13 protein-coding genes and 1 pseudogene are annotated in these 14,061 nt (G+C 69.3%); 4 read left to right on the top strand and 10 right to left on the bottom strand.

The window, feature by feature from the left end; genetic code table 11:
- Window positions 1-41: 41 nt before the first annotated feature.
- Window positions 42-122, bottom strand: a pseudogene (locus ACFYW8_RS04335) (hypothetical protein); the annotation flags it as partial.
- A 391-nt stretch (window positions 123-513) separates the two neighbouring features.
- Here ACFYW8_RS04335 and ACFYW8_RS04330 point away from each other — a divergent pair.
- Complete coding sequence (locus tag ACFYW8_RS04330; RefSeq protein WP_389067685.1) at window positions 514-2,106, top strand: Na+/H+ antiporter; 1,593 nt, start codon at window positions 514-516, stop codon at window positions 2,104-2,106.
- Window positions 2,107-2,186: 80 nt separating this feature from the next.
- Here the strand turns inward: ACFYW8_RS04330 and ACFYW8_RS04325 are convergent, their stop codons facing one another.
- The 3 genes from ACFYW8_RS04325 to ACFYW8_RS04315 form a co-directional block, all read right to left on the bottom strand.
- Window positions 2,187-3,632: a hypothetical protein gene (locus ACFYW8_RS04325; RefSeq protein ID WP_389067682.1), complete on the bottom strand. Its 1,446-nt coding sequence runs from the start codon at window positions 3,630-3,632 to the stop codon at window positions 2,187-2,189.
- 170 nt (window positions 3,633-3,802) lie between these two features.
- Complete coding sequence (locus tag ACFYW8_RS04320; RefSeq protein ID WP_389067679.1) at window positions 3,803-4,432, bottom strand: hypothetical protein; 630 nt, start codon at window positions 4,430-4,432, stop codon at window positions 3,803-3,805.
- Window positions 4,366-4,725, bottom strand: a complete 360-nt coding sequence (locus tag ACFYW8_RS04315) for a hypothetical protein (RefSeq protein WP_389067676.1) — start codon at window positions 4,723-4,725, stop codon at window positions 4,366-4,368. The genes ACFYW8_RS04320 and ACFYW8_RS04315 overlap by 67 nt, the downstream gene beginning before the upstream one ends.
- Before the next feature lie 57 nt (window positions 4,726-4,782).
- Here ACFYW8_RS04315 and ACFYW8_RS04310 point away from each other — a divergent pair, with 57 nt between their 5' ends.
- Entirely contained in the window at window positions 4,783-5,052 is a 270-nt protein-coding gene (locus ACFYW8_RS04310) for a group II intron maturase-specific domain-containing protein (RefSeq protein WP_389067674.1), read from the top strand.
- 476 nt (window positions 5,053-5,528) lie between these two features.
- Here ACFYW8_RS04310 and ACFYW8_RS04305 read toward each other — a convergent pair whose 3' ends face one another.
- The 3 genes from ACFYW8_RS04305 to ACFYW8_RS04295 all read right to left on the bottom strand — a co-directional run bounded on the left by ACFYW8_RS04305 (window position 5,529) and on the right by ACFYW8_RS04295 (window position 8,001).
- Window positions 5,529-5,954: an SMI1/KNR4 family protein gene (locus tag ACFYW8_RS04305; protein WP_389067672.1), complete on the bottom strand. Its 426-nt coding sequence runs from the start codon at window positions 5,952-5,954 to the stop codon at window positions 5,529-5,531.
- A gap of 530 nt (window positions 5,955-6,484) precedes the next feature.
- Entirely contained in the window at window positions 6,485-7,225 is a 741-nt protein-coding gene (locus ACFYW8_RS04300) for a hypothetical protein (RefSeq protein WP_389067669.1), read from the bottom strand.
- 20 nt (window positions 7,226-7,245) lie between these two features.
- Window positions 7,246-8,001, bottom strand: coding sequence for an ABC transporter ATP-binding protein (locus ACFYW8_RS04295; protein ID WP_365875492.1), 756 nt, complete (start codon window positions 7,999-8,001; stop codon window positions 7,246-7,248).
- A gap of 311 nt (window positions 8,002-8,312) precedes the next feature.
- Between ACFYW8_RS04295 and ACFYW8_RS04290 the strand changes: the two genes are divergently transcribed.
- Together ACFYW8_RS04290 and ACFYW8_RS04285 are read left to right on the top strand one after the other, a co-directional pair.
- Window positions 8,313-9,539, top strand: coding sequence for a sensor histidine kinase (locus ACFYW8_RS04290; RefSeq protein WP_389067664.1), 1,227 nt, complete (start codon window positions 8,313-8,315; stop codon window positions 9,537-9,539).
- Entirely contained in the window at window positions 9,536-10,210 is a 675-nt protein-coding gene (locus ACFYW8_RS04285; RefSeq protein WP_389067661.1) for a response regulator, read from the top strand. The genes ACFYW8_RS04290 and ACFYW8_RS04285 overlap by 4 nt, the downstream gene beginning before the upstream one ends.
- Window positions 10,211-10,677: 467 nt before the next feature.
- On the opposite strand, the gene ACFYW8_RS04280 is transcribed toward ACFYW8_RS04285, so the two are convergent.
- From ACFYW8_RS04280 to ACFYW8_RS04270, 3 genes are all read right to left on the bottom strand, one after another.
- Window positions 10,678-11,424 (bottom strand): methyltransferase domain-containing protein, encoded by a 747-nt coding sequence (locus tag ACFYW8_RS04280; protein ID WP_389067659.1) that lies wholly within the window; start codon window positions 11,422-11,424, stop codon window positions 10,678-10,680.
- A gap of 1,217 nt (window positions 11,425-12,641) precedes the next feature.
- On the bottom strand, window positions 12,642-13,601 hold the full coding sequence (locus ACFYW8_RS04275; RefSeq protein ID WP_389067655.1) for a tetratricopeptide repeat protein: 960 nt from the start codon (window positions 13,599-13,601) through the stop codon (window positions 12,642-12,644).
- Between the two features lie 208 nt (window positions 13,602-13,809).
- On the bottom strand, window positions 13,810-13,989 hold the full coding sequence (locus tag ACFYW8_RS04270) for a hypothetical protein (RefSeq protein ID WP_389067652.1): 180 nt from the start codon (window positions 13,987-13,989) through the stop codon (window positions 13,810-13,812).
- Window positions 13,990-14,061 lie beyond the last annotated feature (72 nt).

The following is a 14,061-nucleotide window of genomic DNA, read 5'->3' as shown; positions in this document are numbered from 1 at the left end:
GCACGCCCGACGACCTCCAGGCCGTCGAGCATCCTCTCCGTGCCGGGGCGCCCGTGGCACTCCACGAATCCCACCACCACATCCACGCCGCGTGCCGCCCGGCGTCGCCCCTCGTCGAGCATGCGGTAGGTCTTGCCGACCCCGGGGGCGGCGCCGAGGTAGACCTTCAGCCGTCCGGGCCGTACCTCGCCCACACCAGGGGGTACGCCCACCGCGACGGGCCGTACCTCGCCCCCGCCGGTCCGTACGTCGCTCATATCGGTCCGTACGTCACTCATCGCAGCCGACGTGCTCCACTCACTGACGATCGATTCCCCGCAGGGAAGTGTTGCTTCCCCTACCGAACCTGTTGTGCGCGTCGCCCGGCGCGCTCCCTGACGCATCCTTGGCGCCGGTCCCGTGGACGTTGACACCGCTTTGACGGGCGCCGGCCCGATAGGGTGAAAGCGGTGTGCCGGGAAGTCTGGTCGGCGGGGAGCCAGAAGGTCTCCTCCTCATGAGCAAAGGCATGCCATGCGCGCGGTAGGGACAGTCCTGGCTCTCGTGGTCCTCGCCACCGTGGTGGCCACCTTCGCTCGCCATTGGCGTATCCCCGCACCCTCCCTGCTCGTGATCGCGGGCCTCGCCGTCGCCCTGCTGCCGGGCACCCCGGAGATCCAGATCAGCCCCGAGATCATCGGCCTCGTCGTCCTGCCACCCCTTCTGTACGCGAGCGCCGAAGACCTCCCCTGGCGCGACCTGCGTGCCGTGTGGAAACCGGTCGGAGTCCTGTCGACAGGCCTGGTCCTGGCCTCGGCGGCCGCCGTCGGGGCGGTCGCCTCCCTGGTCACGCCGCTGTCGTGGCAGATGGCGTTCGTGCTGGGAGCCGTGCTGGCGAGCACCGACCCGGTGGCGGTGACCGCGCTCGGCCGACGGCTGGCGCTGCCGCCCAGGGTGCAGGTGCTGGTGCAGGCCGAGAGCCTCTTCAACGACGCGACCTCCCTCGTCCTCTTCCGGGTCGCGGTGAGCGTCGCCGTGGCTTCGGCGGCGGCCGGCTGGGGTTCGGCAGCGGGAGAGTTCGCGCTGCTGGCAGGGGGCGGCATGATCATCGGTGCCGCGGTCGCGGGCGTGGTGACGCTGATCCGGCGGCGCACGGAGGACCCGGTCCTGGAGACGGTGATCGCGCTGGTCACGCCCTACGCGGCGTACGTCCTGGCCGAGGCCGCGCACGCCTCGGGCGTCACCTCGGTGGTGGTCGCCGGAGTCGTCCTGGGCGGACGGGGCGACGGCCTCACCAACGCCCGCATCCGCCTCCAGCTCCACGCCGTCTACGGCACGGTGGTCTTCCTGCTGGAGAGCGTCGTCTTCAGCCTGATCGGGCTCGCCCTGCCGGCACAGGTGCGGGCGCTGTCCGACGCCGATGGCGCCTGGCCCCTGTACGCGCTCGCCGTCGCCGCCACGCTCATCGCCATGCGCCTGTTGTGGCTGGCGCCGCTGTCCGCCGTGGTGCAGCGCAAGGGCGGGATCCAGCGGATGAACTGGCGGGTGCCGGTGGTCCTGACCTGGGCCGGCACCCGTGGTGTGGTCCCGCTGGCCGCCGCCCTGTCCATCCCGGTGACCATGGAGGACGGGTCGACGCTCTCGGAACGCCCGCTCGTCCTCGTCCTGACCACCTCGGTCGTGGTCGTCACCCTCGTCGTCCAGGGCTTCACCCTGGCTCCCGTCGTCCGCCGTTCGGGCATCGCCCTCGAACCCGACCACACCGAACGCGAGGAGGCTCGGGCCCGCTGCAGCCTGGCCAACGCGGGCCTGAGCCGACTGGACGAGATATCCGAACTGGAAGCCGTCCCCGACGTCGTCCTCGACCGGCTTCGCCGCGGCCTGACGGCCCGCCTGGACGACGCGAGCGATCGGCTCGGGCAGGCCGACGGCGACGGCACTCCGACGGAATCCGCCGACCTCACCTACCGCCAGCTGCGACGCGACCTGATCACGGTGGAGGAGGCCGAACTCCAGCGCCTCTACGACCGACACGACATCAGCGACCTGACCCGCCGCCGGCTGCAACGCTCGCTGGACCTGGAGGAGGCACGGCTGGCGGACGCCCACGGACTGCCCAGCGATTGAGGCCGAGCGCAGGCAGTCGATCGTGGGGCGGGCGACCGTCAGGGGGTGTCCCTGCGTCACCGCCGAACGCTCCCAGCGCCTCAGCGGAACTCGGTGAGCCGTGGCCGCAGCCCGAGGGCGGTGAGCGCGGCCACCGAGGCCAAGGCTCCCAGGGCCCCCGGCAGCAGATCCCCCACTGAGGACCGGCCAGCCCGGACCGAGGCGGTGAAGTGCCGGCGGTTGATGTCGGTCACCTTGTCCAGCGCCGTCATCCACGCCCCGAAGTGCGCGTTGGACGTGCCTGCCTGCCAGCCCATGCAGAACGCGACGGCCTCGCGTTCCTTTCCCCGCGTGAGCAGGGCGCGGATCTTGCGGTCGTCGCGTTGGTACACGGCGTACGTCTCGACCGTCTGCTCCGCCGCGGTTCGCTCTCCGTCGAAGGTGACGTTGTCGAGTTCTCGCCGGAACTCGCCGGTGAAGCGCAGGTCACCGTGGTCGGAACGGTATGCCCGCCAGGTCGTGGCGAGCTCGTCGTCGTACGTGGCGGGGGTCGCGTCCTTGAGCCCGTACAGCGCCTGCGACTTGGTGAAGAAGGTCTGCGCGTACCGCTCCCGGCGCCCGGGGTCGAGGAGATAGCGGCTCTCGTCGGCGTTCGCGTCGTACGCGATCGCCCGGGCGCGCGAGAGCGCGACGACGGAGTCGAACGCGTCACGCCGTGCCCCGCGCAGCTGCTCGGCGGTGGCCGACAGTGCCTGGATGCCCAGCAGGAGGGCAAGCAGCGCGCAGGCGGTGGCGGCCAGGACGCCGGGGTTGAGGATCCGGTGGAAACGGCGGGCCAGGTACCACTGGAGGACGCCGAGGGAGACGAGGAACAGTACGCCGAGGGCGGTGGCGACGACGAGTTGGGTGGCGAGGGCCGAACGGGCCTGTGCGTACCGCGTGTTGAACGCGCTGTCGTTGGAGTCCACCAGCTTCCGCGCGTCTGGGAGGAGTTGATTCCGTAGCAGGTCGGTGGCCTTGCGGTAGTCCACGAGGGCGGCCGGCTTGCCCCCGGTGCGGCCGTCGTTCTCCAGGGCGCGGCCTATGAGTTCCTGGTACTCGGCGAAGTCGTCGGTCAGGGACTCCACGGTGTGCTCGTCGATGCGGTCGCCCTGGGCGGCGACGGCGAGCGTGCGCAGGTCGTGGCCGATGGTGCGGCGGGCGTCCCCGTAGAAGCCGACCGCCTTCGCGTACGGCGTCGCCAGGCGCCCTTGGCCCGCGTTGCCGCTGGACAGAAGGATGGTGGCGGCCTGCGCGTCCATGTCGTTCAGGGCGAGGTCGAGGTCGGCGGCGCTGGTGGTGCGGGGCGCGTCCCGTCCCGCGACGGCGTCCCAGGTACTGATGGCGGCGAGCCCGGCCGACACGAGCAGCAGGGCCAGGGCGACGGCGAGCGAGACCGTGGTCATACGCAGGAGACGCAGCCGCGCGGGCAGGGTGGCCCAGTAGCGGCGGCGCACAGCAGCCCAGGCACCGCAGAGCCCGGCGGCCACCGGTTCCCGTACCGGCACGACCTGCCCGGCGCAACCTGATGCTGTACGGCCTCGGCGGGCTCGTCCTGCCCTTCGTCGGCATCGAACTGATCGACCTGATCGATCTCCGGGGTGCCGGGTCTTGGCTGAGCCGCGCACACTCCCGCGCCCCGGCCGTCAAGGACGCGTATGCGCACGTCAGAAGCACATCAGAGAACGGGCTTCCGGCTTGCCCGAGGTCTGCGGAACCGCTTCGATGGAGCCTGTGAACAGCGCCTGGCTCCTCTTCGACCGGCCGCCGAGTCCCGCTCGGCCGCTCCGTCGTGCGCCGCGCTGCGCGGAAGCGCCCGCGTCCTTCTGACGCGCTCGTCCGCGAACCGAGGGGCGTCGTGATCCGATCCGACACCCCTTTCCCTCCTCACCTGCCCGCACGTGCGCCGCCCCTCGCCGGGGCTGTGCGCGTGCTCGTACCCCTGGATGAACCACGCTCCGTGCCACTCGACCCGCCACACCTTGCCGTGACGGTTCTCGAACTCGACGAAGCTGCCCTCACCGCCCTCCATCAGCCGAAGCTCCTCCAGCAGGCGCTTCGGTTCGGTAAGGCCGCGTCCGGGGTTGCCGCTCCGGCCCCGGGTGCGCGTATTGGTGTAGCGCATCTTGAGAAAGGGGAGAGGCTCGCGGTCGAAGTTGTTCATCTTGAGCGTGCGGTACCGGGAGACGGCCTCTTCGAGGGTCTCGTCTCCGGAGAACTCGCAGGAATGGGCGGGAAACGTCAGGCGGACGTGTGGAGCGAGGTCGGGATTCTCGACCCGGTAGAAGCCGTGCACCTGCGGCCCCACCCCCGCCACCACGTCGAACCGTCTTCCCCGGGCGCCGCGAATCCGCCGGCCGTGCCCAGATGGGGACGGCCCGCGAAGATGCCCTCCTCGTGCTCCCGCGCGAACTCCAGTGTGGCGACAGCCAGTTCCTGGTCGTACGAATTGCGGGCACTGAGCTGGAGCAGCCGCCGGCCGTCCGCGGAGAGCGCGCCCGCGAAGTCGATCCCCGGAGCGGGTGACCAGTGCCAGGCGTCCGCCGGGCCGGGAAGCGGCTCCGCATTGGGGAAGCCGCTCACTACGGCACGGATGTCCATGAATCCTCCACGATCAGGTGCACGAGTAGCCCTCTCCGACTGGACCACCGGGTCCAGATGCCCGTAGGTCACCGTCCGGTTGAAGGGCTTCGGGTTCTCGGCGGTCGGGTCCCAGATCAGCTCGTCGTTGCCGTTGCGCCAGGTCGCGCGAGGCTCCGGGCGCGCTTACGGACCGAGGTGAAGACCCTGCACGGGGCCAATGCCGAGGCTGTGTTGCGCAGGCTGATCCCGATCGTTCGCGGTTGGGCGGCCTACTACCGGACGGTGGCATCCACGACGACGTTCTCGTCGCTGGATCACTGCACGTGGCGGCTGACCTTCAAATAGGCCAGGCGTCGTCACCGCAACAAGTCGAGGTACTGGGTCGTGGACCGGTACTTCGGCAGGTTCCACCCGTCCCGGCGAGACCGGTGGGTGTTGTTCGGCGACCGCGACAGCGGCGCCTTCCTCATCAAGCCAGGTCGTGTCGTCCCGGGACCGTACAGGGACAGCCACACCTTTGCGCCCCTTCGGATCCGTGGCAGAAACCACGAATGGTTTGTCCGTCGAAGGCTGCGGCGGTATGCACAGAACAAGCACCCCGCTCTCCTCTGGGCAGGCCACCCACTCGATGCGGAGATCGCGCACCAGAGGCAACACCTGCTCCAGGAGAGATCGGTCACCGCTCCAGTATCCGGGACCTTGCGGGACCGACGGCGGCGATGAGCTCGGGGTCTGGGGCAGGTCAAGATGTCACCCGATCGTGCATCAGACCCGCAAGACCGTGACCTCACTGCCTTGGGATCACGCGATCGATGGGTTGCCTACCACTGCTGATACCAGTCGTCTCCGCCAGTACGTAGCGAACGACCGAGGTAGTCCCGCAGGTCCCTGGCCACCCATCGGCGACTGTCACTCTCGTGCTCCCAGACGAACACGTCCGCACGCTCCGGCTTCTGCACGAAGGCGAACTGGTCACCGCCCCCGTTGTCCCCGAAGAACAAGAAGGCATCGAAGGACATATAGAGCTGAGTGAAGGATTCGTCAGACCAGAAGACGAGGTTCCGCTCGACGATCTGGTCGACAGTCCAGACAGTGTCGACGTGGGTGCGGCCGGTCACACCGTTGCTCTCCAGAAGCAACTGCTTGAGCTCCGCCGGCAAACTTCGCCCGAGCCGCATCTCAGCCTCGGCAAGCGCCGATGCGCGAATGGGCTCCTGGATCCCTGCCTCGGGAAAGACTTCCAGCACTACTTGTCTCCACACGGTCGAGAGCTTAGCCAAGCCCGGCAGAACGGACGGCCTCTGCGGGCCAGAAGTCCGAGTCCGGAAGAGAACGGCCAGAATGATCCAGTGGCTGAACGTGTGCAGGTCCGGGCGATTGAGGACGCCGAGGGCGAGCGGCTACTGCGGATCATCCGTGGAGTGGTCCGACTGGCAGGTGCCCGTAGATGAGGCGCGTCCTCCGGCTTTTCACTTCGACGCCGATCAGTACGACGCCGAACTCACCCGAGCGCTTACAACATTTGCCTCGTGACAGTCCGCCGCGGTGGGTGGTTCCCCGTTCGGCGGGCCGGGCCAGAATGACCACGTGGACGACCTGCCGATCCTCCACGCGCGGTCCTTCGTGGATCACCCGCCCGAGGCCGCACCCTGGTTCGCCGGACACACGCTGCCGGTCGGCCCATTGGGCCGGACGTACGGCACGTCTGCTCCACAGTCTCGCGCCGCAGTCGGCTACTTGGCCAGGCCGAGCAAGAACGCCGAGACCAGCGGCCCGGTCACGACACGTCGCGGCGCATGCTCGTGCCGACCGCCAGAACCGCGAAGGCGAAGGTGTAAACCACCAGGACGGTGCCGCCACCCCAGCGTGGCAGCAGGTCACGCGCCATCATCGGCTCGGCGGCAGCGCCGAGGGCCTGGCCGGCGTTGAAAGGCAGCCAGCGGGCGAGGCCGCCGATCAGCTGGCCGACGATGCCTTCCACGAGGGCGACCCAGGCCAGCGCGACGGCGATCGCGCCGACGAGGCTGCGGACGAGAGCGCCGACTCCGACGCCGATGGCGGCGAACGCGGCGTTCCAGGCGATGCCGCCGCCGATCGTGGTCCACATCGCCGGGTCCGCCCAGGCGAAGGACGCACCCTTGCCGGCCCACCAGGCGGCCGTGACCGCGAGGCCGACGACGCCACTCACCACCCCGGCCAGCGCGCCGAAGACCGAGTACACCAGGAGTTTCGCGCCGATGACGAGCCCGCGTGCGGGTGTGCTCAGATAGGTGTCTGTGATCGTCTGGTGCCGGTACTCCCCGGCGACCGCGAGGATCCCGAACACGAGAGTGAACAGCGAGGCCAGGCCCACGTGCGCAAGCGCCTGGCTCTGCGCGACCACGTCGAGCGGCCTGTTGCCGGATATGGCCAGACCGCTGGCGCCCGCCACAACCAGAAGAGGCGACGCGGCGAGCAGGAGCCAAGGGCTGCGGACAGTGCGCAGTTTCAGCAGTTCGGTGCGGATCAGGGGGTTCATGTGGCTCGCTCCTCGCGGGCTCAGCGGTGGGCGGACGCCGGCGCGGCGCCGCTCGCGGGGTCGGTGTCCTGATTCGAGGTGAGCCTGAGGAACGCGGCTTCGAGTGTCTCCGTCTTCGCGCTGGTGAGTTCGGTCAGCGTTCCGGCGTAGCGCAGGGTGCCGGCGGCGACGATGACCACGCGGTCCACGGTCTGTGCGACCTCGCTGAGGACGTGGCTGGACATCAGGACCGTGCGTCCTTCGCCTGCCAGATCGCGCAGCAGGTCGCGCAGCTCGGCCATGCCGGCCGGGTCCAGGCCGTTGGCGGGTTCGTCGAGGACGAGCACGTTCGGGTCGCCGAGCAGGGCGGAGGCCAGACCGAGGCGCTGGCGCATGCCGAGCGAGTAGCCGCCGACCCGCCGGTCCGCGGCGTCGGCCAGACCGACCCGCTCCAGTACCTTCTCCACGCGCGAGAACGGGATGTCCGCCGCCAGGGCGAGGATCCTCAGGTGGTCGCGGCCACGTCGGCCGGGGTGGAACCCGGTCGCCTCCAGCACCGCGCCGACTGCCCGCCTCGGCTCGCTCAGCTCGGCGTACCGGCGGCCGTCGATCAGGGCCCGGCCCGCGGTGGGTGTCACCAGGCCCAGGAGCATGCGCAGCGTGGTGGTCTTTCCGGCGCCGTTGGGACCGAGGAACCCGGTCACCTTGCCGGGCTCGACCTCGAAGGTCAGCCGGTCGACCGCGGTCACCGCGCCGTAGCGCTTGGTCAGGCCGTTCACCGTGATGCCGCTGCTCATCGTGTCCTCCGGTGCGAAGCTGCCCTGTGATGTCGAGCTGTCCTCCGATGAGGAGCCGGCAGAGAAGTCGTGTGCATCGGGGCTCTCCCCTTTTCCATTGCGTTGCCTGCTTGGCCGAGACGCCCGCCACCGAGCGCCGTGATCGCCTGTCATCACGCTCCCGTCCCGGCCCGCCGCGTGTCGTCGGCCGGGCACGGTAGGAACGGCTACCGCGTCTGCGGTGGTCAAACGGCTGTCTGCCACGTACGCGGTAGTCCGGGCTGCTGCCTACGGCCGACGGCGGCCGGGACGAGCGCGCCTATCGTGAAGGCATGAATGCCATCGGCCACCTGCGTCGTGCCGTCCGCAACCATGCGCATCTGGCGGATGCGACGGTTGCCGTGGCCGTGTTCGCGGCGATTCTGGTGACTGCGTACGACGGCCGTTCCGCTGCTGGGGGCAACCAGACCGCGGCTGTCGTAGCCGCGGCACTCGGCTGCGGTGCGCTGGCATGGCGGCGTCGGCGTCCGCTGGCGGCGCTCGCTGTCAGCGCGGGTGCTGCGGAGGTGTTCCTCGCCTGGAGCGGCAGTACGAGCGGAGAGCTGATCCTGCTCGCCCCGCTCATCGCCCTGTACACCGTGGCCGACCTCGTCGAACGACGGCCCGGTCTCTTCCTTGGCTGCGGCGCGGTGGCAGCGCTGGCCGTCGTCCACGCCGTACACAAGCCGACGCTGTTCGGCCCGCAGAACCTGGCGTTCATCGCGCTCGGCGGTCTGGCGATCGCGGCCGGCGACTCCTCCCGCAATCGCCGCGCCTACCTCGCCGAGGTCGAGCAGCGCGCCGCACGCGCCGAACGTGAGCGCGAACAAGACGCGCGACGCCGGATCACCGAGGAACGGCTGCGTATCGCCCGCGACCTGCACGACGCCGTGGGGCACCAACTCGCGCTCATCAGCGTGCAGTCCAACGTCGCAGGTCAGGTCCTCGACAACGACCCGGCGTCGGCACACGTTGCCATCAGCCACGTGAAGTCGGCCAGCCGCAGGGCCTTGGGAGAACTTCGCGACACCGTCACTCTGCTGCGACAGCCGGGGGAGTCGGTCGCTCCCACCGCGATCCCCGCGCCGGGTCTCGACGGACTTGAGGAACTGCTTGCATCGCTGCGCGCCTCCGGCCTGGACATCGACCGACGCGTCGAAGGCGCTGCACTCCCCCTTGCCCCCGCAACCGATCTCACCGCGTACCGCCTGATCCAGGAATCGCTGACCAACGTGTACAAGCACTCTGACGGGCGTCAAGCACGTCTGACGTTGCGCTATGCCCGCAGCGAGCTGCGCATAACTGTCGACGACCTGGGGCGCTGTGAACGTGCGGCCGACGGGCACGATCCCGTCTCAGCTGCCGTGCCGACCGGTCGGCACGGCATCGTCGGTATGCGCGAACGCGTACTGGCTCTCGGCGGAGACTTCACCGCAGGTCCGTGCTCGAGCGGCATGTTCCAGGTGCGCGCTGCCCTGCCCTACCAGCCTCTCGACCTCGATGCGGAGAACCGCCCGTGACCATCCGCGTAGTCATCGCCGACGACCAGCCACTGGTGCGCACCGGATTCAAGGCCCTGATCGAACCGGCACCGGACCTGGAGGTGGTCGGCGAGGCGGGCGACGGACGCGAGGCGGTGCGCCTGGCCAAGGCCGCCGGGGCGGATCTGGTCCTTATGGACATCCGTATGCCGGTCCTTGACGGCCTCGCGGCGACTCGCCTGATCACCGGGAACGAGGACCTCGCCGGTGTGAAAGTTCTGATCCTCACTACATTCGAGATCGACGCCTACGTCTTCGAGGCACTGCGCGCCGGGGCCAGCGGCTTCCTCGGCAAGAGCGCCGACGCCGAGGAGTTGCTGCACGCGATCCGCACGGTCAACCGGGGCGACGCGTTGTTGTCACCCGCCGCGACCAGAACCCTCATCAGCCGGTTCCTCGCCTCCCCTGCCGTGCCACAGCCCATGGACGAGACCGCCCGCCGCGGTCTGGATGCCCTCACCGACCGGGAGCGGCAGATCACCACACTCGTGGCCACAGGCCAGTCCAACGACGAGATCGCCGCGCAGCTCGTGCTCAGCCCCGCCACCATCAAGACCCATGTGAACCGGGCGATGGTCAAGGTCGGTGCCCGCGATCGAGCCCAACTCGTCGTCTTCGCCCACCGCAGCGGCCTCGCGGAATCGGCGTAGTTCGCCCCCATGGGGGTTACCCCGTGGACGAAGGCGCGGTGACCTCACCCGGGCGGGCCCGTCATCGAGCCCCCCGCCTCACCCTCGATTCGGGCCTCGCCCTTGCCGGGGTGCGTTACGGCCGCCCCATCACGGTGGTCACCGACGAGGTCATGGAGCCGTCGACGACCCGGCCGCGCTGCGGGACACGGCTACGCCTCCGTCATGTCGGAGGCGTAGAACCGCACGCGTTCCGGCCCGTCCGCCCGTTGCCGAACCTGTGCGCGAGGCAGTCGCACGACAGGGACGGCGAGTCGGACTCCACGCACGCGAGCGCGAAAGGCTGCGGCAACAGGGGCTCCGGGTGATCGGTTTGGTTCGCGGCCCCGAATCATCAGGGGCCCTGCTGTCATGCGTCGGCCCTGGCGCGATCAGCCGATCAGGAACCCTGTTCGACCGGACCAGCCCTGCGATTGATACGTGGCGTCTCAGGGGCAAGCCCCCTTTTGGAAGACAAGCACCTCGGTGGAGGCGACGCCCATGGGTGCCAGGAAGCTGGCCTCCAGGCTGCAGCCGAGGGTCGCGAAGAGGTCCACGCATGTCTGGCGAGGTATGGCGGCAGGGTAGGAGCCGTGCCCCGCGCCGCCCTGCGTCGCCCAGGCACGCACCGTGGCCGGGTCCAGGCAGTTCTCTGTCATGACGTCGAAGACGATCCGACCACCGGGTCGCGTGACACGTGCCATCTCGAAGAAGTAGCGGGAGGCGTAGAGGAAGGTCACGGTGTTGAAGACTTTATGGGCCTGAACGAGGTCGATGCTGCCGTCGGGGGTCGGGGCGAGACTGCATCCTGCGGTCGGCTGGGCGACCACGCTGAAGGTGTCCACCAGGTAGTCGGCCCAGGGCGCTGCCGTCTCGTAGATCTGGTAGCGGCCTGGTGAACACTCCTTCAGTGTCTTCTCCAGGTACCGTCCGGACCCGGGGCCGATCTCCAGCACCGTGTCTGGGTCATCAGTGAAGACGCCGAGAGTGCGTAGTTCATCGATGGTGGACTGGGTGGCGCCGGGTGTCCCGTTCATCACCTCGTCGATGTAGTCACCGACCGACAGACCGGCTGCCCGAGCAGCTTGCATTGTTGCCTCGAACGGGATGAAGTCATCCACTCCACCCCGGTTATTGCTGGTGCGCACGATATCGAATCCCACGCGCCCCAATAGCCGCTTGACCGTCGACTTCAATTAACGTTCCCCGCCCTGCTGGGCTCACCAAGACAGGCCCCCAGCTCGTCTCCGCCCTCGGTCCCCAAAAGCATAGGACCGCTGACGCCGACGCGCAGTTGGACGCCGAACTTCGCTACGCGGCAGGCGAAGTCCGGTCCACGGCACCGGGGTCTCACGCCCGCTCTGCGCTTGCCGGTCCTTGGTGGCCGGCACGGGAGTCTCGGCCACCGCGCGGCCTCCTCACGGGCCGTCTTCTCCCGCGCCTGCAGCATTCGCAGCACCGACGGCATCAGCCAACTCCGCCGGCGAGCACGAGCCGACGGACAACCCGATACCTCCCGCAGCCAGGGGCAGTTCACGCCCACCCAGACCCGATCAAACGATCACGTTCGAAAAGTGGAAGCCTTCCGGAGTCATGCCGACCAGCCGAGTGAGCGGGAAGACCGCGCACGACTAACGCGGGAGCGCCGCAAAAAAGCTCTATGGCTTTGTTCGCGAGAACCAGTTCTTCTGTGGTGCGCGGGCGCTGAGCCCGAAACGGATCCTGGGACGATACCGGCGGTGACGGGGTGTTCGTCGCTGCAGTCAAGGAGCCTGGCCACCACGGCCTTGAAGAGGCGGTCTTCCTCGGCCGGAAGCCAAATCTCAAGCTGTCGCCCGGCTACGTTGCACACCAGCATTGAGAGTTCGGCGACGACTTCGCGTGGGGTCTCGAGCGGCAGTTCGAAACTGTGCTGTCGACGGTGGAAAGGAAGACACCTTCGGCTTTCACCGTCAAGCGAGCGCGGTGTCGAGCTCAGCCTGCATTGCGGAATCTTGCGGCACAGCGGATGTGGGTGGTTTTCCCACGGTTCAGTGCGGCGACCGTCCGGGCGATGCGCCTTCTGCGCCATCCCTTCTGCATCCGGCGAAGCGAGTCCTGCGTAGGCCGTAGCGCGGGCGGTTCTGCACAGCGCTGTGCGGGGAAAACGGGATGAGGCGTCGCGGGCGATGTCCTTGTTGAAGGCGAGGCAGCGGCCGCGGTTGTGCTCTGCCGTACCAACGAAGTTCGGGCTTTGAGACCCGGCGGGTGCTCTCGTGGAAGACCGCCTCTCGTGCGGGAGGCGGCCCGGAGCGCCTCGCCTCCGGTAAGGCGAATCCGTGGCTCGGTGAGTCGGGCCTTGCCCTCATGTGCGTACAACCGGAAGACCACCCGACCAGGAACCCCGTTCACTGCGCGTTCCATGCTGGAGTCATCATGTGGCCTGTGGCCACGTGGCGGGGTCGATGCGCGGCGGTCCTGCAACGTCTCGCGCGTGGGGTATGCCCGCTGAGGTGAGGGTGCCCTCTGAAGGGTAGTCGTCGGGGTACTGGGCACGCAGGGGGCTGAGGATCGCCTCCGCTTCCTCGGCGGCGGTCTCTGCCTCGTAGCATTCGCCCAACGTCGTGAGGGTATCGCCGAGATGCAGCAGCACATGGGCAAGTGTGCTCTTGTCCGGGTCCTCGGCGGCCAGCACCCGCCGCAGCTGCACCGCCTCCTCAGCGATGACCAGCGCTTCCTCCGTCCGGTGCGACTGCCACAGGGTCTGGCCGAGGTGGTGCAGCGCATGGGCGAGGTCGTCCTGGTGGGTGTCCGGGTCCTCGGCGGCCGGCACCCGCAGGATCCGCACCGCCTCCTCCAGGACGGGCTCCGCCTCCTTCCACGGCCGACCCGAACACAGGAGGGCTCGGCCGAGGCCGTGCAGCGCATCGGCGAGGTCGTCCGGGTGGGAATCCGGGTCCTGTGCGGCCGGCACCCGCAGGATCCGCACCGCTTCCTCCAGGACGGGCACCGCTTCCTCCCACCGGCCCAGCCCCCGCAGGGTGCGGCCGAGGTGGCGGAGAAGCAAGGAGCGCTGCCGGTCGGTGCAGGGGCGCTGCAAAAGGGTGCGGGTGAACGTCTCTGCGGTGTGGGCCAGGGCCACAGTGCCGGTCGGGACGATCGCAAGGAGGCCGACGAGCTGAGTCTCGGTGAGGTCTGCGGCGATGGCCGCGAGGGCGTCGCGGATCGCGGTGTCGACGGGTCCGGAGCCTTCGAGGGCGATCCGGAAGGCGACCGGGAGGAGCGTGTCGGGCGCTTCGGCGAGCAGGGCGGTGAAGTCGGCGTGTGCCTGCGGTGAGCGGGAGGCGGAGAGGGCGAGGCGGGTCAGCAGGAGTTCGCCGGAGGTCGGGGTCATCGGTGTCCTACGGGGTAGGGGGTGGTCGCGGAAGCGGTGACGGCCGCGAGGAGAGCGGGGCAGGCGGCGGGGGACGGCGACGCAGGGAGTGTGGAGACAGGAGTGGGCCGATCGCCTGGCGGCCTACCACCTCTGGACGGCTTCACTCATGCCGGGGCCGTCGCAGGCCGGGCGCCGGTCCGAACTGCCCCGTGTACCAGTCACCGGCTCACACGAGGCACAGGCCAGGGGAGGGAGCGACGGCACCGGGCTGGAGTGAGGCAGAGGCCGCGCGGTCGTGCTCCCCGGCTACGACGAGGCGTTCCAGGGGCGGCACGGCGACTTCGGGATCCGCCGACGCGGAGCGCACGCGCTCGATCGTCCGGTCATCGGGCAGTTCGTCGTTCACCGCTGGATGATCGCAGCGAGGTGTGTCTCACCGCGACTCGTTTCTTGGCGGTGACGGGCATGGTCCGGAGCC

The sequence above is a fragment of the Streptomyces sp. NPDC002742 genome, assembly GCF_042888885.1.
Taxonomy (GTDB): domain Bacteria; phylum Actinomycetota; class Actinomycetes; order Streptomycetales; family Streptomycetaceae; genus Streptomyces.
Note: the sequence above shows the minus strand (reverse complement) of the source record. Positions and strands in the feature narration are given on the sequence as shown.